The organism is Microbacterium sp. NPDC058345 (assembly GCF_042723855.1).
GTDB lineage: Bacteria > Actinomycetota > Actinomycetes > Actinomycetales > Microbacteriaceae > Microbacterium.
Genome location: NZ_JBHXIG010000001.1, coordinates 451,511 through 477,943, shown reverse-complemented (window position 1 = coordinate 477,943; position 26,433 = coordinate 451,511). Strand labels below are relative to the sequence as shown.

Genomic DNA, 26,433 nt, shown 5'->3' with positions numbered 1-26,433 from the left:
GCAGTCCCTTCTATGGCACTGTTCGGTACGGACGGCGTGCGGGGGCTGGCCAACGGCCCCCTCACCGCCGAACTCGCGCTCTCCCTGGCCCAGGCGACTGCCGTCGTCCTGGGCCAGGGCCGTATCGCCAACGCTCGCAAGGCGGCTGGCAAGCGGCTCACCGCGGTCGTCGCTCGCGACCCGCGGATCTCCGGCCAGTTCCTCAGCGCCGCGGTCGAGGCGGGCCTCGCCTCCTCCGGCGTGGATGTGCTGGATGCCGGCACTCTGCCGACCCCGGCCACGGCGTTCCTCATCTCCGACATCGACGCCGACTTCGGCGTGATGATCTCCGCATCCCACAACCCGGCGCCCGACAACGGCATCAAGATCTTCGCCCGCGGCGGACGCAAGCTGCCCGACATCGTCGAGCAGCGCATCGAAGAGACCATGCAGTCCGGCACGAAGCTGCAGCCGACGGGTGGCGACGTGGGTCGAGTGGAGCGCTTCTCGGATGCCGAGGACCGCTACGTGCTGCACCTGCTCAGTTCGCTGCCGCACCGGCTCGACGGCCTGCATGTGGTGCTCGACTGCGCCAACGGCGCCGCATCCGGTGCGTCTCCTGAGGCGTTCAACACCGCGGGTGCCAAGGTGACCGTCATCGGCGCCTCGCCCGACGGGCTGAACATCAACGACGGCGTCGGGTCGACGCACCTCGACAAGCTGGCCGCCGAGGTCGTGCGCGTGGGTGCCGACATCGGCATCGCCCACGACGGCGACGCCGATCGCTGCCTCGCGGTCGACGCCGACGGCAACATCGTCGACGGCGATCAGATCATGGCGATCCTGGCCGTGGCGATGAAGAGTCGCGGCAAGCTGCGCGACGACACACTCGTCGCGACCGTGATGAGCAATCTCGGTCTGCACGTCGCCATGCGCGAGCAGGGCATCACGGTTCGCCAGACCGCGGTCGGCGACCGCTACGTGCTCGAGGACATGAACGCCGGTGGCTACTCGCTCGGCGGCGAGCAGTCGGGTCACGTGATCATGAGCGACTTCGCCACCACCGGTGACGGACTGCTCACGGGCCTGCACCTCGTGGCCGAGATGGCTCGCCGCAAGAAGTCGCTGGCAGAGCTCGCCTCGGTCATGACCGTGTACCCGCAGGTTCTCATCAACGTGAAGGACGTCGACAAGACGCGTGTCGACGATGAGGGCGTCGTTGCCGCCGTGCGCGAGTGCGAGGAGCTGCTCGGCAGCACCGGTCGCGTGCTGCTGCGTGCCTCGGGCACCGAATCGCTGGTGCGCGTGATGGTCGAAGCCGCCGACAAGGAGACCGCGCAGGAGTGCGCCGAGAACCTCGCCGAGGTCGTCAGGCAGCGTCTGGCGCTGTAGTCGACACGCGACGGTGCCAGGGTCGCGCGACCGGATGCATCACGCCGGTTCCGACGGGGACAGGTTCGAGGGGTGGGGGGGAACGGATGCCGTATGACGGTCCAGCCGCGCCGCCGCCATCCTCGCCGTCGCGTGCGGTGACCACTGAACCTGAGCGCGCGGCGACCCCTCCGTTCTGGCGGCGGGTGTCGACCTGGGTGGTGGCGTACGGCGTGATCCTGGCGCTGATCGCGTTCTGGCCGCAGCCCGTGGACGCCGGGGCGGGAGACTTCCTGCGCTGGCTGGTCGACCGCGTGCCTCTGCTGACCTACGACCGGCTGGAGTTCGGGTCGAACATCGTGCTGTTCGTGCCGTTCGGTGTCGGGCTCGCTCTGCTGATGCGCAGACTGCGCTACCTGATCATGCCGCTGGCCCTGCTCGCGTCGCTCGCCATCGAATCCGTGCAGGCCGTGCTCATCGCCGAACGCACACCGAGCCTGTACGACATCGTCGCGAACGTGTCCGGTGCCTGCGTCGGTCTGGTCGCGGTCGTGCTCACCGAAGTTCTTCGCAGAAGACGGCCGCGCTGAACTCGTCGCCACACGCGCGGACGTCATCGGGCGTCGTGCGCCCTCGCGAGGGCATGGCGATCCCAGCAGAGCTGGGGACTCGCTGGGATCGCTGACGCAGAGCGCTGGGGACGTTCTACGTCCGGCACGGGTGCTGGGGAGTACCCGCACCGGCGGCCGTTGAAGAACTGAGGCCGCACCACCACCCTAGGGGATGCCGCATCCTCGGTGAGGCACCGCGAGCGGCGATCTCCCGAACCCGCGAGAACACCGAACCGCGAACGCGGGCCGACGTCGTCCGGAAAGGACGAGAACGTCGGCCCGCGACGACCGGCGATCAACCGGCGATGACCCCTGCCGCGACCGTGCGATTGTTGGCCTCGTCGACCAGGATGAACGATCCCGTCTGACGGTTCCGCTGATACGCATCCGCCATCAGCGGGTGCGTGGTACGCAACGTGATGCGTCCGATCGAGTTGAGTCGCAGCGTCCCCGGCGCCTGATCACGGTGCAGGGTGTTGATGTCCAGCTCATACATGATGTCCTTCACCATCGCCCTCGCCGAGCGCGTGGTGTGCTTGATCACGTACTTGCCGCCGATGGCGAGGGGAGTGGAGTCCATCCAGCAGACCATCGCGTCGATGTCCTGCGTGGGCACCGGCTGATTGTTCGGGCGGCTGATCATGTCGCCGCGGGAGATGTCGAGCTCGTCCTCGAGTCGCACGGTGACGGACATCGGCGGGTAGGCCTCCTGCAGCTCGCCGTCGGCAGTGTCGATCGACTTGATCCGCGAGGGAAGGCCGCTCGGCAGCACGACCACCTCGTCTCCTGGCCGCAGCACGCCGCCGAGCACCTGACCGGCCAGGCCGCGGTAGTCGCCCCTGCCGTTCTGCGGGCGGATGACGTACTGCACCGGGAAGCGGACGTCGACGAGATTACGGTCGCTGGCGATGTAGACGTTCTCGAGGTGGTGCAGGAGCGAAGCGCCGTGATACCAGTCCATGTGCGTCGAGCGCTCGACGACGTTGTCTCCCTTCAGGGCCGACAGCGGGATGGTCGCGACGTCGGTGAAGTCGAGCTTGGATGCGAAGTCGACGAACTCGTCACGGATGTCGTTGTACACCTGCTCGGACCAGTCGACGAGATCCATCTTGTTGATGGCGAGCACCACGTGCGGCACACGCAGCAGCGACACGAGCGTCGCGTGGCGACGGCTCTGCTCGAGCAGACCCTTCCTCGCGTCGACGAGGATGATCGCCAGGCCCGCGGTCGACGCACCGGTGACCATGTTCCGCGTGTACTGGATGTGGCCCGGGGTGTCCGCGATGATGAACTTGCGCCGCGGCGTGGAGAAATAGCGGTACGCGACGTCGATCGTGATGCCCTGTTCCCGCTCGGCTCGAAGGCCGTCGGTGAGAAGCGCCAGGTCGGTGTAGTCGTCGCCGCGCTGCGCACTGGTGCGCTCCACGGCTTCGAGCTGATCGGTGAAGATCGACTTCGAGTCGTAGAGAAGGCGGCCGATGAGCGTGCTCTTACCGTCGTCGACCGAGCCCGCGGTCGCGATGCGAAGGATGTCCATCAGAAGTAGCCTTCCTTTTTGCGGTCTTCCATCGCCGCTTCACTCACGCGGTCGTCACCACGGGTGGCGCCGCGTTCGGTGACACGGGTCGATGCGACCTCTTCGATCACGGCTTCCGGAGTGGTCGCCTGTGACACCACGGCGGCCGTGAGGGTGGCGTCGCCGACGGTGCGGTAACGCACCGTCTCGCGGAAGACCTCCTCGCCCTCCCGGGGCTGGCAGTGCTGATTGACGGCGAAGTACATCGAGTTCCGCAGGAACACATCCCGTTCGTGCGCGTAATAGATGGACGGCACCTCGATGCCCTCGCGGGCGATGTAGTGCCAGATGTCCAGCTCGGTCCAGTTCGAGATCGGAAAGCATCGGATGCTCTCGCCCGGGTGGATCCGCCCGTTGTACAGCGCCCACAACTCCGGCCGCTGATTCTTCGGGTCCCACTGACCGAACTCGTCGCGGAAGGAGAACACCCGCTCCTTGGCCCTGGCCTTCTCCTCGTCACGGCGCGCTCCGCCCATCAGAGCGGTGAGCCCGTTCGTCTCGGCGGTGCGGAGCAGCACGGGCGTCTGAATGCGGTTGCGTGAGCCGTTGGGCTCTTCGCGCACCAGGCCGGCCTCGATGGCTTCCGGGACGGAACCCACGATCAGTCGGACTCCGAGCTCGTCGACGCGGCGGTCGCGGAACTCCATCACCTCGTCGAAGTTGTGCCCGGTGTCGATGTGCACGACAGGGAACGGGATGGATGCCGGTGCGAACGCCTTCGCGGCGAGATGGAGCATGACGACGGAGTCCTTGCCTCCGGAGAACAGCATCGCCGGACTCTCGTTCTCGGCGACGATCTCCCGAATGATGAAGATCGCCTCCGCTTCGAGGTAGTCCAGGTGCGTGAGGCCGTATCGACGCGCCTCGAGGGTGTCCATCATCACAGTGCCCTTTCGTTCAGCTCGTCCACCACGCGTCGCAGGTCGTCGGCGATCAGCGGGTTGCAGACGATGAGATCCGGGAGGTACGGGTCCGCATTGTTGTACTCCAGCGCGCTCCCGTCGATGCGCGACGTGAACAGCCCGGCGGCGCGGGCGACCGCGACGGGCGCCGCGGAGTCCCACTCGTATTGACCACCGGTGTGCACATAGGCATCCACCTCGCCGCGGATCACCGCGCATGTCTTGTATCCCGCCGAGCCCATCGGCACGAGCTCGGCGTCCAGCGCGTCCGCCAGGGCGGATACCAGCGGCGTCGCCCTGGTACGCGAGACGGCGAGCCGGATGCGGTCGGGCCGCGTCCACGCCGCCGCCGTCATGCCGGTGCTCAGCAGCTCGTCGACGCCCGGCAGCGCGACCGCGGCCGCCGTCAGCTCTCCGCTCTCCCAGAGCGCCACGTGGACCGCCCAGTCGTGGCGGCCCTCCGAGAACTCTCGTGTGCCGTCGAGCGGATCGATGATCCAGACCCGCGAGGCGTCGAGTCGACGAGCGTCGTCGACCGCCTCCTCAGAGAGGACGGCGTCGCCGGACCTGTTCTCGGTCAGCTTGCGCGAGAGATAGTCCTGGCTGATCCGGTCGCCGCGGTCCTTCAACTCCGCGGAGCCGAGCTCCTCCTGTGTTGCCTGCTTCTGCACTTCTCGCAGCAATCGGCCCGCCCCCTCGGCGAGCGACGCGGCGATACCCGTGTCGTCCATTCCCCAGATATTCCTTTGCATCCCCCAATGCAGGAGTCATACCCCGAACGCGCACGCTGCCCCTTCGCTGCGTGACACGCCGACTCCCGGTGGCCTGTGGCCACGGGCGGCAAGCGCCCTCCCCAATGCACACGATATAGGACGATCGCCTGCGAAGCGAAGGTTCTCTTTCGAATGACTCTGAAATCGGTCCTGAACCGGTTGGATCCGCGCCCTGGGCGCACGGAAAGCGTTGTGCCATGATACGCAACATGGACATGGGGCTTGTCGTGGGGGCGTTCGCCGTGGGAATCGTCGTGGGATTGACGGGGATGGGCGGGGGCGCGCTCATGACCCCGATGCTGGTGCTCTTCTTCGGAGTCTCGCCGCTCGCCGCGGTGTCCAGCGACCTCGTGGCGAGCGCGGTGATGAAGCCGGTCGGGTCGGTCGTGCACCTGCGACGGGGCACGGTCAATCTCAAGCTGGTCGGCCTGCTCTGCATCGGATCGGTGCCATCGGCGTTCGCCGGCGTGCTGGTCCTGAAGGCGCTGGGGGACGGTGAGCAGGTGCAGCACGCGGTGAAGCTGGCCCTGGGCGTCGCCATCCTGTTCACCGCCTCGATGCTGATGGTGCGGGCGTACATGCGCCTGATCGAGCGGGCCAGATCTCGTGACGGCCGGGGCGCGCCGTTGCCGCAGGAGCGCCCGGAGGTGCAGGTCAAGGTCGTTCCGACGATCCTGCTCGGCGTCGTCGGCGGCCTCATCGTGGGCATGACATCGGTCGGCTCCGGGTCGCTCATCATCATCGGCCTGATGATGATGTACGCCGGGCTGAAGGCCAGCCAGCTCGTCGGCACCGACCTGGTGCAGGCGGTGCCGCTGGTGATCTCGGCGGCGATCAGCCACGCCATGTTCGGCGATCTCGATCTGGCCATCTCGCTGCCTCTCATCATCGGCAGCGTCCCCGGCGCGTTCCTCGGCGCTCAGCTTTCCGCCAGGATGCCGGGCGGTTTCATCCGGCGCGCCCTGGCGTTCGTGCTGCTCGCGTCCGGGCTGAAGTTGCTCGACGTGGGCAACATCGAGACCGGCATCATCCTGCTCGTCGCGCTCGTCGCCGGGCCGCTGACGTGGATGTACATCCGGCGTCGGCACGGCTTCCCCGCGCTGGCCAGCACCGAGAAGCGGCATCGGCTCGCCGAGGAGAGACGTCTCGCAGGCGACGGCCGGAGCGATCTGACCGCACCGTCCGGAGACGGAGCATGACCTCGGCCTCACGCAGCATCGTGCTCTCGGGTCCCCGGCTCGACGGGCTGGAAGTCATTCTCACCGGACTGCTCCATCCTGTGGACGGCTACCGCCTGCCGGGAGACGTGCCGGAAGGCTGGCCCCTGGCGCCGAATCTCGAGGTCGCCGATCCGCTCACGCCAGGAGAGCGACTGCTGCTCGAGGATCCCGACCGCACCCCGCTGGCCGTGCTCGACGTGCAGCATGTGCGCGAGTCGGAGAGCGGACGGCGGTGGGTCGGCGGCACGCTGCGCAGTCTCCGCAGACCCGAGCACGGCCTCGCGCGAGAGCTGCGGGCGACGCTCGACACGGATCTGCACGGGCGGCGAGTCGCCCTCTTCGCCGGCAGCATCCGTCCCGCTGACGTCCTCTCCGCGGCGCATCTCACCGGATCCGGTCCCGTCGACTTCGTCTTCGTGGGTGCATCGAACGCACCGACGACGGCCCGCGGCATCCGGGATCTGACCGACAGTGCCGCGCAGTTGCGGGATGCCAGGGTGATCTTCGTCCCTGAGGCCGATCTCGGCGCGGAGGAGGACGTCGCGGCCGTCATCGTCCGCAGGCTGGGCGGTACCGACGTGCATGACTTCCGGCGTCCCGCCGAGCAGGGTGCCGGCGCCGTCGTCCTGTTCACCGGGCTGTCCGGCGCCGGCAAATCGACGCTCGCCCGCGCGCTGGTCGAGCATCTGCACGCGCACAGCGCGCAGCCGACCGTCCTGCTGGACGGCGATGACGTGCGCCGCGAGATCGCGGGGGAGCTGGGGTTCGGGCGGGAGGATCGTGACCGCAACCTGCAGCGGATCGCCTGGGTCGCCGCCCGGATCGCCGAGGTCGGCGGGCTGGCGGTGTGTGCGCCGATCGCGCCGTTCGCATCCTCGCGCGACGCGATGCGCGCGAAGGTGGAACCAGCATCGCCGTTCGTCATCGTGTACGTGGCGACGCCCCTCGCGGTGGCCGAGTCGCGTGATCGGAAGGGTCTCTACGCCAGGGCACGGGCCGGCCTGATCCCTGACTTCACCGGTATCGACTCGCCCTACGAGGAGCCTGCCGACGCCGATCTCGTGCTCGACACCTCGGTGTCGAGCGTCGACGACGGCGTCGCGCAGGTCGTGCGGATGCTGGCGGAGCGCGGAGTGCTCGCGCATGCCGGCATCACCGTCGAGGAACCGAAGCAAGGAGCTGGGGGGCAGCGATGACCGAAGACCCGAAGGCGCTGCCGTCCGTCAGTGTGGTGATCCCCGCACACAAGCGGCCCGTGGAGTTGCGTGCGGCGATCGCCGCCGTCGTGACGCAGGACTACGCCGGCCCTGTCGACGTCGTCGTGGTCTTCGACCGCGCCGAGCCCGACCTCACCCTGACCGCCGACGGGAGCCGGCCCGTGCGCGTGCTGAGCAATCAGCGGACCGCCGGTCTCGCGGGGGCGAGGAACACCGGAATCCTCTCCAGTTCGGGCGAGCTGGTGGCCTTCTGCGACGACGACGACGTGTGGTTGCCCGAGAAGCTGTCCCGGCAGGTGACGCTGCTGGATCAGCATCCGGATGCCCCGATGGCCACGACGGCGATCGTCGTGGACTACGGCGACCGCTCCACCGTCCGGCTGGCCGGCACCGACACGGTGACGCACGACATGCTGCTCGCCTCCCGGATGTCGATGCTGCACTCGTCCAACTTCCTGTTCCGCCGGTCGGCGCTCGAGGGCGCGCTCGGCCTGATCAACGAGCAGATCCCGGGCAGTCAGAACGAGGACTGGGACATTCTGCTTCGCAGTTCCGCCCTTCATCCCGTGGTGCACCTCGACGAGCCGCTCGTCCGCGTGCTGTGGGGAAAGTCCTCGCACTTCTCTCGTCGATGGGACACGAAGATCGCGAGCTCGGAATGGATGCTCGACAACCATCCGGATGTCGCGAAGCACAGAACCGGGGCGTCCCGTCTCATGGGGCAGATCGCCTTCGCCTATGCCAGTGAGGGCAGGCGATCCGGCGCATGGCGGTGGGCCGGCCGTTCGCTGAAGCGCAATCCGCTGCAGTGGCGGAGCTGGGTCTCGCTCGCGGTCGCGGTCGTCCCGGGCTCGAGCGAGCGCGTGCTCGGCACACTGCACAGGTGGGGCCGCGGGGTATGACCGGTTCCGTCGGTTTCGTCGCGTCGCCCGGGGGACACGTCGACGAGGCATTCGAGATCGCGGAACGCTTCGCTCCCCGCGCCGATCGTTTCTGGGTGACGGCGCGCACGCCGCAGACGGAATCCCTCCTCGCCGCCGAGACCGTCGTCTGGGTGCCGGAGGTGAAGTCGCGGCAGGGTTTGAAAGCCGCCCGCTCGCTCGCCGGCGCCGTGCGAATCATGCGGCAGACACGTCCTCGGTCGGTGGTGTCCACGGGCGCCGCCCTGACGGTGCCGTACATGCTGGCTGCACGGGCCCTGCGCATCCCGCTCACCTACGTCGAGAGCGCGACACGGTTGACGTCGCCGTCGCAGACCGGGCGGATCATCGAACGGGTCCCGGGGACCCGGCTCTTCCACCAGGGGTCGGACTGGGGCAGAGGCGCGTGGCAGCAGTTCGGCAGCGTCTTCGACAATTTCGAGGCCCACCCCGCCGAGCCGCGCACGGTGCGTCGCGCCCTCGTGACCCTCGGTTCCGAGAAGTTTCCCTTCCCCCGAGCGTTGCGAGAGTCGCGCGATGCGCTCTCCGCCGCGGAGGTCGCCTGGCAGGTCGGCAACACTCCGGCAGAGGACGCGACCCTCACCGGTGATGTGCGCCAGTGGTGGCCGGGGGATGAGCTCGCGGCGGCGGCGAGATCGGCGGATGTCATCATCACCCACGCCGGAGTCGGGTCGATCCTGATGGCGCTGCGCGCCGGGGTGTGCCCGGTCGTCCTCGCGCGCACCGCACGCCTCGGCGAGCACGTCGACGATCATCAGGTGGAGCTGGCCGCCCGTCTTGATGAGCGGGGTCTGGTCACCTTCGCCCGGCCGGGGGATGCGCTCGCCGATCACGTACAGGCCGCTCAGGCGCGGCGAATCGTGCGACGGCCGCAGTAGCGGAATCGGTCGCTTCAGAGGCCGACCCGGGCGCTCACAGGAATTTCTATTGCCAAACCGGCCCGGTGTCGGTCACACTTATCAGGTTCTCCTCTGCGAATGGGGTCGAGGAGACATCGGAGCTGGGGAGCTTGTCATGGGGACTGGGGTTTCTTCTCTGCTGTCCGGATCACGTCGTCGTGGTCTGGTGGCAATGATCATCGCTGCGGCGTTCGTCGTCACGGCTCTCGTCACGACGCCGGTGACGGCGTCTGCGGCGGTGGGGGATGGCGTGGTCACACGCGTGCATTCTGCTGACCCTCCGACGCCTCTCGACATACCGAGTCAGGTGCCGTCCACGGCGACGCCCGCCGTGGACGACGGAGATGTGCGGGCGATCGCGGAAGTCGGCAACACGATGGTCATCGGCGGCACGTTCACGCGCGTGTCCAACACCGCCCGCGCCTACCTCGCGACGTTCAACAAGTCGACCGGCGCTCTGTCCTCGGTGAACTTCAACGTCAACGGTGTCGTGTATGCGCTGCATCCGGGACCGAACAACAACACCGTCTACGTCGGCGGCAACTTCACCACCATCAACGGCGTCTCCCGCACCGACATCGCGCTGGTCGACATCACCACCGGCCAGGTCGTCACGTCATGGGCGCCTCCCGCGACGAACTTCGGCTTCGTCAACGCGGTCGTCGCGCGTGGCGATCGCGTCTACATCGGTGGAACCTTCACCCAGATCGGTGGCTTCAACCACGGTGGGCTGGCCGCACTGAGGGCGTCCAACGGCGCTCGCGACACGTTCATGCGCGTTCAGCTGACCGGCAATCACAACGATTCCGGGTCCGGCGCACAGGGATGGATCGGACCCGTCGCAGTCGACATCACCAAAGACGGCAGTGAGCTCGTCGCGGTCGGGAACTTCAAGTTCGCCGACGGATTCCTGCGCGATCAGGTCGTGCAGATCGACCTGTCGGGTGCCGCGGCGACCGTCCGCGCGGACTGGGCCACCGACCGGCTCAAGGACTACTGCTACTCATGGGCGTTCGACAGTTGGGTGCGCGACGTCTCCTACTCGCCGGACGACGACTTCTTCGTGGTCTCGAGCACCGGTGGTGGCGTGCGCGACACGCTCTGCGACGCCGCGGCGCGCTTCGAGCGCGAGCCCTCCGGCACGAACGTCCAGCCCACCTGGGTGAGTGAGACCGGCGGTGACACCGCATGGGCCAATGCCATCACCAGCAACTCGGTGTTCGTCGGTGGTCATCAGCGCTGGGGCAACAACCCGTACGGCGTCGACTACGCAGACGCGGGCGCCGTGCCGCGGCCGGGAATCATGGCGCTCGACCCCATCAGCGGGCGCCCGCTCGCCTGGAACCCCGGCCGCAACCCCGCCGGCGTCGCGGTGTACGCGCTGCTCGCCACGGCGAACGGTCTCTACATGGGGTCGAACAACAACTGGATCGGCAACCGCGAGTACAACCGTCCACGCATCGCGCTCTTCCCGTACACCGGCGACAAGGTGCACACCACCGCGACGGCGGAGCTCGACGGCCGGGTGTACCTCGGGTCCACGTCGGGCGGGACGACGAATGTGCTCTACCGCGTGAATGCGGGCGGCTCGGCCGTGGCATCCAGCGACGCAGGTCCCGACTGGATCGACGATTCGGGGCCCGACAACCCGTACCGCAACGGCGGCAGCAACGCGGCGGCGTGGGACAGCAACCGCACGGTCGACGCAACCGTGCCGGCGTCGACGCCGGCCGCGATCTTCGACACGGAGCGCTGGTCGCCGAGCGACAACCCGCGGATGAGCTGGGCCTTCCCGGTGGCTTCGGGGACGCCACTGGAGGTGCGGCTCTACTTCGCCAACCGCTGCACCTGCACGTCTGACGCGGGCGATCGCTCCTTCGACGTCGCGATCGACGGGCAGCCTGCGCTGATGAACTTCGACATCGTGCAGGAGGTCGGAGACCAGCGCGGCACGATGCGCTCGTTCGACATCACCAGCGACGGCACGGTCAACATCGACACGACGCACGTCGTCGAGAACCCGCTCATCAACGGCATCGAGATCGTGCGCACCGACGTCCCGTCGGGCGGCTCGACGAACAGCCTCGCCTCGGTCTTCCTCAAGGAGGACGGCACGAGTGCCGGCGGCCTGCGCACCGATGACCCGGGCGGGGTCGACTGGGGTACCACCCGCGGCGCGTTCAAGGTCGGGAACACCCTGTTCTACGGAATGACCGACGGCTTCCTGCACCGCAGAACCTTCGACGGCACGACGTTCGGCGCCGACCAGGTCATCAACCCGTACAACGACCCGAAGTGGAAGGACGTCAGCAACAACCTCGGGGGAACGTACAACGGCCGCGTGCCTTCGCTGTACGGTCAGATGTCCAACGTCACCGGCATGACCTACGACGACGGCTGGCTGTACTACACGCTGCGCAACGATTCCCGGCTGCTGGCACGGTGGTTCTCGCCCGACAGCGGAATCATGGACGAGCGCATCCGCGTCGTCGACTCGAACCAGTCGTTCGCAGACGCGCGAGGCATGTTCGTCAGCGACGGCAAGCTGTACTACGTCCGCACCTCCGATGACTCGCTGTATGCCGCATCCTTCGACGGCGGCGCGGTGACGGGGTCGGCGGCGCGGGTCAGCGGTCCGGCGGTGGACGGGATCAGCTGGGCCAACCGCTCGCTCTTCCTTCACGACGAGGACGCGCCGAACGCGACTCCGGTGGCGGACTTCACCTTCTCCTGCGACGACGAAGGCGCGTGCGCTTTCGACGCTTCGGGGTCGACGGACCCGGACGGGTCGATCGCCGGCTATGCGTGGGACTTCGGCGACAACGGAGCCTCGACCGGGGCTGCTCCTTCGCACCAGTTCCTGGCGTCGGGCGACTACGAGGTGACGCTCACGGTCACCGACAACCGCGGGGCGACGAGTACGGCGACGGAGACGGTGCAGGTGACCGTCCCGGAGCCCGAGAATGCCGTGGTCTACGTGGGTGCCGCGCACTCCGCATCAGGGGCGGCGACGTTCAAGGCTGCGACGGTTCCGGCCGAGGTGCAGGCGGGCGATGCGCTGCTGATGTGGCTGACGACACCGCCGACGGTGAACTGGAGCGCACCCACGGGCGTGACCGGGTGGACCGAGGTGAAGAGCTTCACCAACGGCTCGGCGAAGACCACGCTGTGGGCGAAGTCGGCGGCGGCGGATGACGCGGGCAAGACGGTGCGGGTGAACGACACGACCGGATACCGGATCGGCACTCTCTCGGTCGCGGCGTATCGGGACGTGGACGTGGCGGCGCTGGTGGCGGAGGTCGTCGGCAGCACGTCGACGACGTCGCACACGAGCCCCACGGCGACGGCTGCTGCCGGCGACTGGGTGCTGTCGTACTGGGCCGACCGGTCGGTCAACGGCACCCAGTGGACGGTGCCGGAGTCCCAGACGGTCCGTGACATCACCATGGCGACGGGCACGGGCTACCAGTTCTCGTCGGTGATGGCAGACTCGGGTGGACCGGTTCAGGCCGGAACCGTGGGCGGGATCACCGCGACGAGCAGTGCCATCAGCGACCGCTCCGTCGCGTGGACCATCGTGCTGCGAGCCGACGTACCCGAGGCACCCAACGCAGATCCGGTGGCGAGTTTCACATCGTCCTGCGATCAGAACGGTTCGTGCTCGTTCGACGGCTCGGCATCGTCGGACTCGGATGGCACGATCGCCGGCTTCGCGTGGGACTTCGGCGACAACGGGACCTCGACGGCGGCCGCCCCCTCGCACCAGTATGTGGCGTCGGGCGACTACGAGGTGACGCTCACGGTCACCGACAACCGCGGAGCCACGAGCACGGCCACGGAGACGGTGCAGGTGACCGTTCCGGAGCCCGAGAATGCGGTGGTGTACGTGGGTGCCGCGCACTCCGCGTCCGGCGCGGCGATGTTCAAGGCCGCGACGGTTCCGTCCGATGTGCAGGCCGGCGATGCGCTGCTGATGTGGTTGACCACACCGCCGACGGTGAACTGGAGCGCCGCGACGGGTGTGACGGGTTGGACCGAGGTGAAGAGCTTCACCAACGGCTCGGCGAAGACCACGCTGTGGGCGAAATCGGCCGCCGCGGATGACGCGGGCAAGACCGTGCGGGTGAACGACACGACCGGGTACCGCATCGGCACCCTCTCGGTCGCCGCCTACCGGAACGTCGACCTGGCGTCGCTGGTGGCGGAGACCGCCGGCAGCACGGCCACGACGTCGCACACGAGTCCCACGGCGACGGCCGCAGCCGGCGACTGGGTGCTGTCGTACTGGGCCGACCGGTCCGCCAGCGGCACGCAGTGGACGGTCCCGGCGCCGCAGGTGGTCCGTGACGTCTCGATGGCGACAGGCACCGGTTACCAGTTCTCGTCGGTGATCGCGGACTCGGGCGCACCGGTTCAGGCCGGTGCCGTCGGAGGCATCACCGCCACATCGAGCGCCACGAGCGACCGCTCCGTCGCGTGGACTGTCGTCCTGCATCCGGCAGGATGACCGTCCTGGTGGGACGTATCAGCGCAGAGTCTGGGGGAGACATGCCGAAACGACAGCAGAGGGTCGGACACGGGATCGGCGCGATCACGGTCGCGATTCTGACCACGGTGCTCCTGGCCGGATGCACGGGCGACCAGGACGAGCCCGAGGCCGCGGCGAGCAGCAGTCCGCCGCCGGCAGCCGGGGTGCAGACACCGCTCGATCCCACCGAGGTGCCGCCGATCGAGACGGAGCCGCCGGTGATCCCGACCGACGAACCGGGTCGACAGGACTCGGTGCTGGACAGGCTTCCCGGTGAGGCCGGCTCGGGGTGCGTCGCCGTGAACGACGAGCGGGATGTGCGATCGGGAACGATGGCGGCGGGCAACTTCGCGGAGGCCCGAGCGCAGTACTCCGATTCCGCGGAGTCGGAGATGTCGTTCTACTTCATCCCGGCAGCCCTGGAGGGCGATCCTGAGCTCGTCATCCGGCTGACGCAGGTGAACGGCTCGGGGGAGAAGGAGATTCGCAGCGCCGCGATCGAAACCGCCGATGAGTGGCGATTCTATCCGGTGCGCTTCGCGATCCCCGAGGAGGGCACGTGGCGCATCGAGGCGACCGCCGGTGACGAGAACCGCGGATGCTGGGAGGCCACCTTCCAGGGGTGACCCCGCGGCCGGAGGCTGTTCGGGAGACCGCGTTCCTGGGCGGCGGAGCCTTGCGACTCCCAGGGAACTGTGACATGGTTTCTGCCGGTTACGCCGCCCCTCCCCTCTTTCCCCTCCGGCGCCGTGGCGTAGCTAGGTCCGTGAATGTTCAGATGGTGTCTGTCGCGCGACTTCGGCGCGAAAGGAGAACCATCCGTGTTCAAATCTGTCAGACCTCCCCGCCGACGGTGGTTGTCGATCCTGACGAGCGTGGCCCTGATCGGTGGTGGAGCGGTCGTCGCGGCCCCCGCCGCGACGGCGGCCACCAGCCCGCAGACCCTCGTCTTCGGAGCGGTGGGCGGTGACTTCGCGCCGCTGGACAAGGCGGCAGGCGAGACCGTCGCCCGTCACGTGTACGGAAACTTCCAGGGCAGCGTGCCCAAGGGCGAGATGATCACCGTGAACGCGCAGAACCTGTCCTGGCGGCAGATCTCGTCGGTGACGTCATCGAGCTCGCTGTATCAGGACATCGTGCGCTGGGCGGATGCGCTCAAGGCGCGCGGCGGCACGATCGAGCTCGCGTTCGGGCACGAGCCCGAGGCCTCATCGAAGGCGTCGCGTGGTACGGCCGAGGAGTACAAGCAGGCGTACCGCAAGGTCGTCGACATCTTCAACGCTCGCGGCGTGAACAACGTGCAGTGGGTGCTGCAGATGACCGACTGGTCGTTCCGCACCTCCACGACGGACCGCAACTACGCCGGCAAGTGGTACCCGGGCGACGCGTACGTCGACATCATCGGCGCGGACGCGTACAACTGGCACACCTGCGGTGAGGGACTCGGGCGAGACGTTCCGCTCTCCACCGTCGCCGGTGGCGTGGTGACCTTCGCGAAGGCGCACGGCAAGAAGGCGTCGCTTCCCGAGTTCGCTGCCAACAAGACGGTCCAGCGCGCCGACTGGCTGCGCGAGGGCTACGCCTGGATCAAGGCGAACAAGGACGTCTTCGTGTCGGCGTTCTACTTCAACCACCCGCCGACCAACCCCAACAACCAGGACTGCTCCTGGCCGCTTTCGAGCAGTGCCGAGTTCACCGCGTTCGGCGAGATCGCGCGCGACGAGCTCGCGCTCGCGGCGCCCGACGCCGACGCTCCGGCGAAGCCTGCTCCCAGCGAGCCCGCTCCCAGCGAGCCCGCTCCCAGCGAGCCCGCTCCGAGCGAGCCCGCGCCCGGCGAGCCCGCTCCTGACGACGCTTCGATCCTTGTCGGCGGCACCGTCGACACCGCGTCGCTGGACAAGGCGGCGGGTGAGACCGTCGGCCGTCACGTGTACGGGAACTTCCAGGGCAGTGTGCCCAAGGGCGACATGATCACCGTGAACGCGCAGAAGCTGCCGTGGCGTGAGATCGCGTCTGCGACGTCGTCGAGCGCGCTGTATCAGGACATCGTGCGCTGGGCGGATGCGCTCAAGGCGCGCGGTGGCTCTGTCGAGGTCGCGTTCGGGCATGAGCCCGAGGTCTCGTCGAAGGTGTCGCTGGGTACGGCCGAGGAGTACAAGCAGGCGTACCGCAAGGTCGTCGACATCTTCAACGCCCGCGGCGCGACCAACGTGCAGTGGGTGCTGCAGATGACCGACTGGTCGTACCGCACCGCCACGACGGCGCGCGATCACGTCGCGCAGTGGTACCCCGGAGACGCGTACGTCGACATCGTCGGTGCCAGCGTCTACAACCGGCACACCTGCGCCGGCGGTCGCGGCAAGGATGTCCCGCTCGCGACGTCGGCCAGCGGCCTGGTGAAGTTCGCCAAGGCGCACGACAAGAAGGCGTCGCTGCCCGAGTTCGCCGCGAACAAGACGGTCCAGCGCGCCGACTGGCTGCGTGACGGCTACGCGTTCATGACGTCCAGCGACGTGTTCGTGTCGGCGTACTACAGCAACAAGCCCGCGACGAGCACCGCGCCCGACGCGTGCAGCTGGTCGCTCAGCACGGACGCCGAGAAGGCTGCCTACGCTGAGATGGTTCACGGCGGCTGACGCCGGCCGGCTGCGACCGGCACTGAGGGGGTCGACGTCCCGCACGGACGTCGGCCCCTTCGCATGCCCACCGCACCCTGATCCCACGAGTTCTCCTTGACCCCGGGCACGTGGACCCCTAACCTCAGCGCATGAGCCCTGTGCGGATCCGCAGCCTGGTCTTCTACGCCGTGGTCGTCGTCGCGCTGCTCGTGCTCGTCTTCCGGCTGCAGTATCTGGTCGTCTCCGAGGGGCTGGGCGCGCGGATCGGCCACAACAGCGAGGCACTGGGGCTGGTTCTCCTGATCTGCCTCCTGGTGCAGTACGTGCGCCCGTGGGCGCAACGGTCCGCGCGGCTGCTGCGAACCCTTCTCATCCTGGCTGCGCTGGTCGGCGTCTACCTGATCCTGCACTTCGCGGTCCCGATCACCAGCGTGTCGACGCTGGACGAGTGCTTCAGCGGGGCCGCGTACATCTGGGTGTACATGATGGTGCCCAAGCGCTTCCGCGTCGCCCCGGCATGGGCTCTGGTCATCCTCGCGGTGATCATCGTCTTCTTCCACACCCAGTTCGTCCTCGAGCAGGCCGAGAGCCTGATCCCGCTGCTCATCGCTCCCATCGCGCTGGACATCATGGACAGGACGATCCTCGACCCCGACCTTCCCGACCGACGGGTGCGGCGCATCGTGTGGATGATCGTCCTCGCCCTCGTGGGACTGACCTTCATGATGGTGGCACCCTGGGCGCGAGACGACCTCGACAGCGTGTTCACGCTCTTCATCGATTACGGTCAGCGGGCGTCCGAGTCGTACTGGGCCTGGATCCTCGTTCATGCCTATTTCGGGTTCTTCGTCACGCCGAGGCTGCGCGCGAAGGAACATGAATCCGTCGCCGACGAGACGACATCTCGCACTGCTTCCTGAGAACGAGCCGACGGCTCTCCTCATTTGATGGCCTGATTCTGCGCGATGAACTATCATCATCGATAAGTTCGCTTCGCCGGATTCGGCGAACGGATGTGAACCACTGGGGAGGGGTTTCTTCAATGCTGCGTGAGCGAATTCCGCGGCCGCTTCATGGGGTGGCGAGAGCGACGTACTATCGGCTGGGGCAGGCGACGTCGGGTCTCCGGATGCTGCCGTCGTTCATCGTCATCGGTGGCCAGCGATGCGGGACGACGACGCTGTTCAAACACCTCGCGGAGCATCCGCAGGTCCTGCGCCCGGGTATCGAGAAGGGCATCGACTACTTCAGCCTCCATTACCAGAGGGGGATGCAGTGGTACCGGGGGAACTTCCCGCTTCAGAGGACCGCGGAGCTCCGCACCCGGGAGTGGGGAGCGCCGGCGGTGTTCGAGGCGTGCACCTATTACATGTTCCACCCGTTCGCCATCGAGCGGCTCGCACGCGATCTGCCGAACGTCCGACTGGTCGCCATGCTCCGCGACCCCGTGGAGCGCGCCTTCTCCGCCTACAAGCACGAACATGCCCGCGGTTTCGACACCGCGACGACGTTCGAAGAGGCGCTCGAACTCGAAGATGAGCGTCTCGCGGGCGAGGTCGAGAAGATGGCCGCGGATGCCGGTTACGAGAGTCACGCGCACCGGCACCATGCGTACCTCCGCCGCAGCCAGTACGCCGAACAGCTCGAGCGAGTGTTCCGGCACTTTCCTCGTGAGCAGGTCCATGTGCTCGACAGCGAGACGTTCTTCGCCGACCCGCACGGCGAGTACCAGAAGGTGACCGACTTCCTCGGCCTCGCCCGGTGGCGGCCCGAAGTGATCGCGCAGCACAATGCGCGGCCGAGCCTGCCGCTGTCCGACGCATTGCGACGTCGCCTCGATGAGCACTTCATCCCCCACGATGATGCGCTCGCCCGCCTCCTCGGCCGACCGCCGGGCTGGCGGCGCTGACGCGCGTCACGACGGCTCGAGGGGGACGGAATGAGCGAAACATCATCGGGGGCTTCGCCGAGGGGGCGGAGCAGGATCCTGGTCACCGGCATGCCGCGATCGGGGACGACATGGCTGGCCCGGCTGCTCGCGGCGGCGCCGGGGTCGGCTCTCACGGGGCGCGAGCCGATGAACCCGCGCGGTCGTCAATGGGCGCTCGCGGGCAGTCTCGACGGCTGGAGCCGACTGTCGGAGCCCAGCGATCGCCAGGTGCGCGCGCTGCGCCGGGCTTACCGCGCTCTGTCGCCGAGCGTGTACAGCCGCTATGGCACGCGGCAATGGCTCGCTGCGCTGCCATGGACGCGACTCATCGTGAAGGACCCTTTCGCGATGCTCTCCATTCCCGCGATCCATTCCGTCACCGGCGCGCGTCCGGTGCTGATCCATCGGCATCCCGGCGCCATGCTCGTGAGCTATCGACGGATGCGGTGGGTTCCCGACATCGAAGAGATGACGCCGATCGTCGCCGCATTCGAGCGCACGAATCCTGACCTCGCCGCACGGATCCCGTGTCTCCCGACTGACGCCCCTGCCGACGGCGCCCTCGCCATGGGCTGGTTCTGGTCGTCGCTGTACGTCATGGCACTGTCCGATCTGGAGTCGATTCCCGGGGGAGTCGTCGTCCCTCACGAACTCGTCGCGACCGACATGGAGTCGTGTCGTCTTCTGCATGAACGACTCGACGTGCCGTGGAGTCCGGCGGCAGAGGCGGAGTTCCTCCGTGAGGCGTCGGGGCAGGTCGACCCCGAGAAGCTGCACAACTTCAATCGTCGACCGGCCGACGCGGCCATGGCATGGCGGGGGCGCCTGCCCGAGGCCGAGGTGTCCGAGATCGAACGCGCGACGGCTTCCGTGCGCTCGCTGCTCGACGAGGCGGCATCCCAGCTGCGCGCGGGATGAGACCCACGGTCATGAACGGAAACCGCGTGCTGAGCGAAACCGAAACGGGTTCGCCGGCTGTCGACCGATCCGCCGGAGTTCCCGGCGGCCGACGGGACGCTGCGCCGGAACGGCGGAAGTCGCTGTTCCAGCCCGGGTGGCCGATCACCTTCGCGTTCGCGGGGTTCCCGTTGTGGTGGCTCCTCGGCATCAGCAGCTTCGTCGGGCACATCGCCGCTGTGCTGCTTCTGCTCGAGCTGCTCCGGCGGCGGCGGATCCGCGCGCCTCGCTCCTTCGGCCTCTGGCTGCTCTTCCTCACCTGGGTGGCGGCGGGTGTGCTCCTCCTTCAGGTCGATGCGCCCCTTGCCGCACCCGTGACGTCGGCGGGCACGTACTTCACCTGGCTGTACCGCTTCGGGTGGTACCTGTCCGCCACCATCTTCATGCTGTACATCGGCAAGATGCGCGACGAGCTTTCGTCGCAGCGCATCGCCGACTCGCTGTCGATGTTCTTCCTCACGATCGTCGCCGGGGGATGGATGGCCATCCTCACCCCGACGCTGGAGTTCCCCTCGCTGCTCGAGGTGCTCCTGCCCCGGGGGATCGCGCAGGTCGACTTCGTCAACTTCCTCATCCATCCCACCGTGGTGCAGGACTACGAGGCGTCGGTCGCCGGCCACGCACGCCCCAGCGCTCCCTTCGCCTATGCGAACTTCTGGGGTCTCAACTTCGCCTGCACGCTGCCGTTCTTCATCCTGTCGTGGTTCGGATCCGCCGCCGGCTGGCGCCGGCGTGCGCTCGGCGTGCCGATCCTGCTGCTCGCCGCAGTGCCGGCGATCCTGTCCTGGAATCGCGGACTGTGGCTCGCCGTGATCGCGATGGTCGCCCTCGTCGCCATCCGATCCGCCGTCCGAGGCCACCTCAAGACCCTCGTCGTGCTGGTCTCCGCCACCGTCGTCATCGTGGTGGGCATCCTGATGTCACCGCTGGGCGAGGTGATCCAGAGCAGGCTCGACAACCCGACCAGCAACAGCACGCGCACGCAGCTCGCGACCCTGACCACCGACAGCGTCGTGGCGGGCTCGCCGCTCGTCGGCTTCGGAAGCACCCGGGACTCGGCCACATCCTTCTACTCGATCGCGGGTGGAGACCGACCCACCTGCCCGGACTGCAGCCCGCCCGCCATGGGGACGCAGGGACAGTTCTGGCTGGTGATCTTCGCACAGGGCGTGCTCGGCATCATCTTCTTCTACGGGTTCCTGGCGATCTGGTTCCTTCGCGGGCTGCGCACCCGATCGCCGGTGAGCACGGCCGCGCTCGGTGCCCTGCTGGCGCACATCATCACCATGACGGTGTACGACTCCCTGGGCATCGGGACGGTGGTGCTGATGGTGGCCATCGGACTGCTGTGGCGCGAGTACGACGACACCCATCCGCCGGGACCGGCCACCGGCGGCGTGTACACGCTGCGCGGCTACTACCAGCTCGTTCGGCAGAACGTCCCGATGATCGTGTCGGTGGCCGGGATCGGTGCGGTGCTCGGCGTCATCGTGCAGCTGGGGATCGGGAACCCCGCGGTCGCGAGAACCAGCGTCATCGTTCCGGTGGAATCGGCGAGACAGTTCCCGGGATTCACCACGTCACTGGACACGCTGAACCATGTCGCGCAGAGCGAGGAGGTCAGCCGCGCGATCACCGCCGCAGCGGGCGGCGACGCCGGCGACCTCGTGGTCACCGCCACGTCGAACTCTCGAATCCTCAACCTGAGCTACACCGACACTGACGTCGGCTCCGCCCTCGCGGGCGTCACCGCGGCGGCAGACGCACTCCTCGCGGCGCATCGTGCGTCGCTGGAGAGCGAAAGGGACGCGATCGTGGAGAGCCTCGACACCGAGTACGTCTCCTCGCTGCGATCGCTCGCGACGGTCGACGCATCTCTCGCCGCGCTCAGGGAATCGGACGCCGACGCCGACGTGGCCCTGCTCGAATCGACACGCGAGGCGATCCTCGCGGCGGGGGCGGATGCTGCCGACGACAGCGCTCGCGTGGGGGCGCTGACCTTCGAAGGGGGTCGGGCCGCTCGCCCGGCGACGGCCCGCATCACCTACGATCCGCTGATCGTGAAGGCGGTCAGCGGCCTCATGGTCGGGCTGCTGGTGGGTGTCATGGCGGCGAGGCTGCGCGATATGCGCGTCCGGCGCGTCGGTGATCTCGGCGACGTATCCGGCGCGCTGGGCATCGACGTCGTCGGGCGCATCGACGCCGTCATCGCGCAGAGCCTTCTGGTCGGCCGACGCGATCCCGAGCGGATGGACGGCCTGCGTGCCCTGTCAGACGTGGTGCGGCGTTCGAGCGCCGCCGCCGTCATGACCGCAGACGACAACCCACTGACGCGCCGGATCGCGAACCGCCTGGATGCCGAGCTCGTCGAGGCCCGGTCGCAGAGCGTCGCCGCCGCCCATCCCGCGCCCGGGCGTGGGATCACGCCGCAGGTCATCCTGGTGGTCTCCGAGGAGACACGATTCGGCATCCTCACCTGGCGAGTCATCCGCAACCGTCGCATCGGCCTCGACGTCTGCGGCATCATCCTGGTCACAGACCTCGACCATTCCCGACCGCATCCGACACACCGACGACTTCGTCACCTATCCTCGCGACAAGAAAGGGGAGCAGCTCATGGAACCACTTCCCACTGAAACTGTGAGAATGAGCCTCGTCTCCGATGCCCTGCGCAACCGGATCCTGGCCATCCTCGGCATCGCGCTGGCGACGACCGCAATCGCGGCTCTCGTCGCGTGGAAGTGGCCCGACAGCTATACCTCGAGCGTCGACATCATGCTGACACCGAGCGTCGGCAACGCCCTCGCTCCCGACTCCGCACGAAGCGGGGATCAGATCAACGTGGCGATGCAGACCGAGGCGGGTCTCATCGCCTCGCCGCCGGTCGCTGAACTGGTCGGCGCGGAGGTGGGGGCCTCCATCGAGCCCGGCGACGTGAACGTGACGGCCACCGTTCCCGCCAACACGCAGATCATCCGCGTCGAGTATGTCGCCGAGACCGCTGACTCCGCTGTCGAGTACGCCGACGCCTACGCCCGCGCTCTTCTCGAATCCCGAAAGCAGCGCTCCGAGAACGACGTCAAAGGCCAGCTCGACGCGCTGAAGACGCAGGAGGAGGCCGCGCTCGCCGGCCTGAAGGAGGCGAGCACCGCCGCGGTCGACGGGAACTCGCCGGAAGCCGTCGGCATGGTCCAGCTGTACACCAACCGCCTCGCGACCATCCAGGACAGCGTCGGCACCCTCGAAGCCACTCCCACGTCACCCGGTTCGGTGATCTCACCGGCGAGCACTCCGAGCTCATCGGATGCACTTCCGGCGCCGCTTCTCATCCTCGCCGGCCTGTTCGCCGGCATCCTGATCGGCGGCGTCTGGGCGATCTGGCGGGAATGGAACGACGATCGGATCCGGGCGACGCTCGAAGGCATGGTGGACGAGCACCAGGTGATGGGCATCGTGCCCTCGGGGCCGGATGCCGTCGGCGCTGACGCGGATGCCTACCGGACCGTCCGCACGGCGGTGCTCGCCGCATCCGCCCCACCGTCCACGATCGTCGTCGCCGCCGTCGATGGGACGCTGATCGACGACGCGCAACAGGTCGCGTTGAGCACCGCATCCGCACTCTCCGCCAGCGGCTACACGACGTGCCTCATCGACGCCACATTGACGGAGGGTCCGATCGCGGGGGCCCCCGGTAGAAAGAGCCGGAAGGGCCTGGCGAGTGCCCTCGTCGCGGGGTCGATGTCGGGGGTGGCTCCTCGAGTCGCGGATGGATTCGAGATCCTCGACGGCGAGAATGCCAACGATGAGACCCGCGAACTGTTCGGCAGCGCCCATATGCGCGCCGTGCTGACCGAGCTCTCCACCCGGTACGACTATGTGCTCGTCGCGTCGCCCGACATGTCGTCGGCGGAAGCGAGCCAGCTGGCCCTCGCCGCCGACGGCGTGATGCTGGTCGCTGCGGAACGCGTCACGACGCGCGAGAGCGTCCGCCGCGTGACCACGCGTGCCGAGCAGCTCGGCATCACCTTCCTGGGTATCGTCGCGGCGAAACGCGGCGCCAGGGTTCGTGGCTCGCGACGGGTCGCCGACGTGGACGCCGAGGCCGAGGCCGATCCTGAGCCTGCCGACATGTCAGTGGTGCACGGGGAGGATGCCGTCACGGCTCCGCGCGGTCGGGTAGCCGAGAAGTGACCACCGGGCGGGAGCAGGTGGCTGCCGGCCGACGTGCCGACCGACCGGGACTCGACTACCTCGAGAAGGTGTTCTCGCTGATGTATCCGGGCTCGCCCGTGGCCCTGCGCCGGGCGCCGGGCGGGCGCCATTCGGTCGCGTGGGCTCTCGTGCCGACCGCCAGGAACCCGTCGATGCTCGTGCCGATCGGACCGAGGGCCGCGTCCGTGGCGTCACTCGACGAACTCTCGAAGCGCGGGCGCGGCCGTCTCGAGAGAATCGCCCGCATCGTGAGCCGCTTCGGCGGGCTGAACCTGGTGCCCAGGCTCACGGTGCGTCGCGGCGGCGACGACGTGCAGTCGGTCATCGCGCGGACGCTGTCTCACGACGACGTCGCGCTCAGCATGGTCATCGGGCGCACCCGTGCGCTGCAGAAGCCGGTCTTGCGCGTGCTGAGCGAAGACGGTGCGACGGTCGGGTTTGCGAAGATCGGCATCTCGGAGGTGACTCGAGCTCTCGTGCGCCACGAAACCGAGGTGCTGCGGGGTTTCGAAGCCGATCCTCCGCGACACTTCTCTGCGCCGTCGGTGCTCGGCGCCGTGGACTGGGGAGAGCTGACCGTGCTCGTTCAGGAGCCGTTGCGCGTCGGAACCCGGCCGGACGGCGAAGCCGTGCGCCGCGCCGCCGTGGAGATCGCGGCACGCGGAGCCGTGGAGACCCGGGCGCTCGCCGACAGCCGCTCATGGGCCGAGTTGAAGGCTCGGGTTACGGAGTTGCCTGCCGCGCACCCGTTCACACCGGGGCTCGCCCGTGCCGTTGCGCACGTGGATCGGGAGTGGTCGCGCACGCCGGTGCTGTTCGGACTCTGGCACGGCGACTTCGCCGAGTGGAACATGACCTCGGACGGCGCGGTCCTGGAGGTGTGGGATTGGGAGGGATGCATCGGGCCCGTGCCGGCGGGGTTCGATCTTCTGCATCATCGCTTCCAAGGAGACGTCGTCATCGGCGGTCGGCATCCCGAGGCGGCATTCGGGGACCTGCTCGATACCTCATCTGCCGTGCTGTCGCCCTGGAGTCCGGCCGATCCTCATCTGATCGTGGCGCTCTACCTGATCCATCTCGTGACCGGGCTGATCGAGACCGGCGACGTCGAGACCCGCATCTCCCGACTCGACGATTGGCTGCCGTCGGCGTTGCAGAGCATCATGGACCGGCGGCGATCGGAGTGAGCGCGCCGGAGGGAACGCTCTCGTCGGTCGGGGGCACCGCCCGAGGGGGTGCGATCAACATCCTCGGCGCCGTGGCGACGGCTCTGCTCACCTTCGGGGTCACGCTGGCGATCACGCGCGGGCTGCCCAAAGAGTTCGCCGGCGTGTTCTTCACGGCCACATCGGCGTTCCTTGTCGTCGGGGGAGTGGCGCAGCTCGGAACGAACACCGGGCTGGTTTACTTCATCGCGCGCACGCGCGTGCTGGGCAGGGCGAACCTCGTCCCCGCCTATCTGCGATCCGCGTCGATCCCCGTCCTGGTCTGGACGACCGCGCTCGTCGTCGTCCTGTGGCTGACGGCGCCGCTGATCGCCGGATGGATCAGCCCCGACCAGGTCGAGATGTCGGCAGCGTCGATCCGCATGCTCGCGCCGTTCCTCTGGGCTGCTTCGCTCGAGAACCTCGCGGCGTCGGCGACGCGCGGGCTGGGCACCATGAAGGCGGCGGCGCTGACGACGCTCGTGCTGCGGCCGGTCGCGCAGCTCGTCTTCGTGGTGTTCGCGGTGTGGTTCGTGGGCTACGAGTTCGCGGTGATCGGGTGGGGACTGGGATACGTCGTGTCCGCACCCGTGGCGCTGTGGTGGTCTCGTCGGCTGCTTCGAAGCGGGATCGTGGGCCGCGCAGTCACCCCGGTCGGTCGCGAGTTCTGGCGCTTCACCGCACCTCGCGCGCTCATGACGGTCGCACAGATCGCGATGCAGCGCCTCGACATCGTGCTCGTCGGCGCTCTCGCCGGTGCGGCTCCCGCGGCGATCTACGCGGCGGCGACGCGGTTCGTCGTCGCGGGGCAGATGGGAACGCAGGCGGTCTCGATCGCGGCGCAGCCGCAGTTCACCGAGCACCTGTCCAGCGATGACACGAAGGGCGCGAGCCAGCTCTTCCGCACGTCGACGGCGTGGCTCGTGCTGATGACCTGGCCGCTGTACCTCGTGCTGCTGGTGCACGCCGGCCTGGTGATGTCGATCTTCGGCGACGGCTACGCCGACGGGGCGATCATCATCATCATCCTCGCGCTGGCGCTGATGTTCTCGACGGCACTCGGCATGGTCGACGTCGTGCTGATGATGTCGGGCCGATCGATGTGGACGCTGATCAACAGCCTGATCGGGCTCGGTCTGCAGATCGGGATCGACATCTGGCTCATCCCGAGCCACGGAGTGCTGGGCGCCGCGATCGGCTGGGCGGTCGCCATCATCGTGCGCAACGTCGTCGCGCTGGTGCAGGTCATGATCGCCCTGCGGATCCATCCGTTCGGTGCGGCGACTCTTCTGTCGTGCGGTCTGGCGCTGATCGCCGGCGCGGTGCCTCTGGTGCTCGGCCGAGTGGTGTTCGGAGACGGCCTCGGCGGTCTGCTCAGCGGCGGCATCGTCGCGATGATTGCGTACGGCGCCGGCGTGGTCGTGCTGCGTCGCCGGCTGCACGTCACCGAGTTCGTCCGGTCGCTTCGCCGACGCAAGACAGCGCAGTGAAAGC

General features: G+C 68.2%; 19 protein-coding genes. 16 read left to right on the top strand and 3 right to left on the bottom strand.

The window, feature by feature from the left end; translation table 11 throughout:
- The first annotated feature begins 12 nt into the window (after positions 1–12).
- Together glmM and ACFWH5_RS02345 are read left to right on the top strand one after the other, a co-directional pair.
- Positions 13–1,371, top strand: coding sequence for a phosphoglucosamine mutase (gene glmM / locus ACFWH5_RS02350; protein ID WP_378831329.1), 1,359 nt, complete (start codon positions 13–15; stop codon positions 1,369–1,371).
- 137 nt (positions 1,372–1,508) lie between these two features.
- Entirely contained in the window at positions 1,509–1,940 is a 432-nt protein-coding gene (locus ACFWH5_RS02345) for a VanZ family protein (RefSeq protein WP_378831326.1), read from the top strand.
- Between the two features lie 316 nt (positions 1,941–2,256).
- Here the strand turns inward: ACFWH5_RS02345 and ACFWH5_RS02340 are convergent, their stop codons facing one another.
- From ACFWH5_RS02340 to ACFWH5_RS02330, 3 genes are read right to left on the bottom strand one after another with little or no spacing between them, the layout of a single operon-like run.
- Positions 2,257–3,498, bottom strand: coding sequence for a sulfate adenylyltransferase subunit 1 (locus ACFWH5_RS02340; RefSeq protein WP_378831324.1), 1,242 nt, complete (start codon positions 3,496–3,498; stop codon positions 2,257–2,259).
- Positions 3,498–4,418, bottom strand: a complete 921-nt coding sequence (cysD, locus tag ACFWH5_RS02335) for a sulfate adenylyltransferase subunit CysD (protein WP_378831322.1) — start codon at positions 4,416–4,418, stop codon at positions 3,498–3,500. The genes ACFWH5_RS02340 and cysD overlap by 1 nt, the downstream gene beginning before the upstream one ends.
- On the bottom strand, positions 4,418–5,170 hold the full coding sequence (locus tag ACFWH5_RS02330) for a 3'(2'),5'-bisphosphate nucleotidase CysQ (RefSeq protein WP_378831319.1): 753 nt from the start codon (positions 5,168–5,170) through the stop codon (positions 4,418–4,420). The genes cysD and ACFWH5_RS02330 overlap by 1 nt, the downstream gene beginning before the upstream one ends.
- Before the next feature lie 239 nt (positions 5,171–5,409).
- Here ACFWH5_RS02330 and ACFWH5_RS02325 point away from each other — a divergent pair, with 239 nt between their 5' ends.
- The 14 genes from ACFWH5_RS02325 (at position 5,410) to ACFWH5_RS02260 (ending at position 26,429) form a co-directional block, all read left to right on the top strand.
- On the top strand, positions 5,410–6,411 hold the full coding sequence (locus ACFWH5_RS02325; RefSeq protein ID WP_378831317.1) for a sulfite exporter TauE/SafE family protein: 1,002 nt from the start codon (positions 5,410–5,412) through the stop codon (positions 6,409–6,411).
- Entirely contained in the window at positions 6,408–7,628 is a 1,221-nt protein-coding gene (gene cysC / locus ACFWH5_RS02320) for an adenylyl-sulfate kinase (protein ID WP_378831316.1), read from the top strand. Before ACFWH5_RS02325 ends, cysC begins: the two co-directional genes overlap by 4 nt.
- On the top strand, positions 7,625–8,551 hold the full coding sequence (locus tag ACFWH5_RS02315) for a glycosyltransferase family 2 protein (RefSeq protein WP_378831313.1): 927 nt from the start codon (positions 7,625–7,627) through the stop codon (positions 8,549–8,551). The genes cysC and ACFWH5_RS02315 overlap by 4 nt, the downstream gene beginning before the upstream one ends.
- Positions 8,548–9,468: a glycosyltransferase gene (locus ACFWH5_RS02310; RefSeq protein ID WP_378831311.1), complete on the top strand. Its 921-nt coding sequence runs from the start codon at positions 8,548–8,550 to the stop codon at positions 9,466–9,468. Before ACFWH5_RS02315 ends, ACFWH5_RS02310 begins: the two co-directional genes overlap by 4 nt.
- Before the next feature lie 193 nt (positions 9,469–9,661).
- Positions 9,662–13,996 carry a PKD domain-containing protein gene (locus tag ACFWH5_RS02305; protein ID WP_378831309.1) on the top strand — a complete coding sequence of 1,445 codons (4,335 nt, stop codon included), beginning with the start codon at positions 9,662–9,664 and terminating at the stop codon, positions 13,994–13,996.
- A 41-nt stretch (positions 13,997–14,037) separates the two neighbouring features.
- On the top strand, positions 14,038–14,643 hold the full coding sequence (locus ACFWH5_RS02300; RefSeq protein WP_378831307.1) for a hypothetical protein: 606 nt from the start codon (positions 14,038–14,040) through the stop codon (positions 14,641–14,643).
- A 249-nt stretch (positions 14,644–14,892) separates the two neighbouring features.
- Positions 14,893–16,653 (top strand): glycosyl hydrolase, encoded by a 1,761-nt coding sequence (locus tag ACFWH5_RS02295; RefSeq protein WP_378831305.1) that lies wholly within the window; start codon positions 14,893–14,895, stop codon positions 16,651–16,653.
- A gap of 131 nt (positions 16,654–16,784) precedes the next feature.
- Positions 16,785–17,555 carry a hypothetical protein gene (locus tag ACFWH5_RS02290; protein WP_378831304.1) on the top strand — a complete coding sequence of 257 codons (771 nt, stop codon included), beginning with the start codon at positions 16,785–16,787 and terminating at the stop codon, positions 17,553–17,555.
- A 158-nt stretch (positions 17,556–17,713) separates the two neighbouring features.
- Entirely contained in the window at positions 17,714–18,544 is an 831-nt protein-coding gene (locus ACFWH5_RS02285; protein ID WP_378831301.1) for a sulfotransferase family protein, read from the top strand.
- 30 nt (positions 18,545–18,574) lie between these two features.
- Positions 18,575–19,483 (top strand): sulfotransferase, encoded by a 909-nt coding sequence (locus tag ACFWH5_RS02280; RefSeq protein ID WP_378831299.1) that lies wholly within the window; start codon positions 18,575–18,577, stop codon positions 19,481–19,483.
- An 11-nt stretch (positions 19,484–19,494) separates the two neighbouring features.
- Positions 19,495–22,158: a hypothetical protein gene (locus ACFWH5_RS02275; protein WP_378831296.1), complete on the top strand. Its 2,664-nt coding sequence runs from the start codon at positions 19,495–19,497 to the stop codon at positions 22,156–22,158.
- Between the two features lie 10 nt (positions 22,159–22,168).
- Positions 22,169–23,713: a hypothetical protein gene (locus ACFWH5_RS02270; protein ID WP_378831295.1), complete on the top strand. Its 1,545-nt coding sequence runs from the start codon at positions 22,169–22,171 to the stop codon at positions 23,711–23,713.
- Entirely contained in the window at positions 23,710–24,921 is a 1,212-nt protein-coding gene (locus tag ACFWH5_RS02265) for a hypothetical protein (protein WP_378831293.1), read from the top strand. The genes ACFWH5_RS02270 and ACFWH5_RS02265 overlap by 4 nt, the downstream gene beginning before the upstream one ends.
- Positions 24,918–26,429, top strand: a complete 1,512-nt coding sequence (locus ACFWH5_RS02260) for a lipopolysaccharide biosynthesis protein (RefSeq protein WP_378831292.1) — start codon at positions 24,918–24,920, stop codon at positions 26,427–26,429. The genes ACFWH5_RS02265 and ACFWH5_RS02260 overlap by 4 nt, the downstream gene beginning before the upstream one ends.
- Positions 26,430–26,433 lie beyond the last annotated feature (4 nt).

Excerpts from the sequence above, each read along its gene's own strand:
- ACFWH5_RS02330 (WP_378831319.1), bottom strand. The coding sequence starts at position 5,170 with ATGGACGACACGGGTATCGCCGCGTCGCTCGCCGAGGGGGCGGGCCGA.
- ACFWH5_RS02275 (WP_378831296.1), top strand. The coding sequence starts at position 19,495 with ATGAACGGAAACCGCGTGCTGAGCGAAACCGAAACGGGTTCGCCGGCT.
- cysC (WP_378831316.1), top strand. The coding sequence starts at position 6,408 with ATGACCTCGGCCTCACGCAGCATCGTGCTCTCGGGTCCCCGGCTCGAC.
- ACFWH5_RS02325 (WP_378831317.1), top strand. The coding sequence starts at position 5,410 with ATGATACGCAACATGGACATGGGGCTTGTCGTGGGGGCGTTCGCCGTG.
- ACFWH5_RS02315 (WP_378831313.1), top strand. The coding sequence starts at position 7,625 with ATGACCGAAGACCCGAAGGCGCTGCCGTCCGTCAGTGTGGTGATCCCC.
- ACFWH5_RS02305 (WP_378831309.1), top strand. The coding sequence starts at position 9,662 with ATGATCATCGCTGCGGCGTTCGTCGTCACGGCTCTCGTCACGACGCCG.
- ACFWH5_RS02280 (WP_378831299.1), top strand. The coding sequence starts at position 18,575 with ATGAGCGAAACATCATCGGGGGCTTCGCCGAGGGGGCGGAGCAGGATC.
- glmM (WP_378831329.1), top strand. The coding sequence starts at position 13 with ATGGCACTGTTCGGTACGGACGGCGTGCGGGGGCTGGCCAACGGCCCC.
- ACFWH5_RS02290 (WP_378831304.1), top strand. The coding sequence starts at position 16,785 with ATGAGCCCTGTGCGGATCCGCAGCCTGGTCTTCTACGCCGTGGTCGTC.
- ACFWH5_RS02270 (WP_378831295.1), top strand. The coding sequence starts at position 22,169 with ATGAGCCTCGTCTCCGATGCCCTGCGCAACCGGATCCTGGCCATCCTC.
- ACFWH5_RS02340 (WP_378831324.1), bottom strand. The coding sequence starts at position 3,498 with ATGGACATCCTTCGCATCGCGACCGCGGGCTCGGTCGACGACGGTAAG.
- ACFWH5_RS02310 (WP_378831311.1), top strand. The coding sequence starts at position 8,548 with ATGACCGGTTCCGTCGGTTTCGTCGCGTCGCCCGGGGGACACGTCGAC.
- cysD (WP_378831322.1), bottom strand. The coding sequence starts at position 4,418 with ATGATGGACACCCTCGAGGCGCGTCGATACGGCCTCACGCACCTGGAC.
- ACFWH5_RS02300 (WP_378831307.1), top strand. The coding sequence starts at position 14,038 with ATGCCGAAACGACAGCAGAGGGTCGGACACGGGATCGGCGCGATCACG.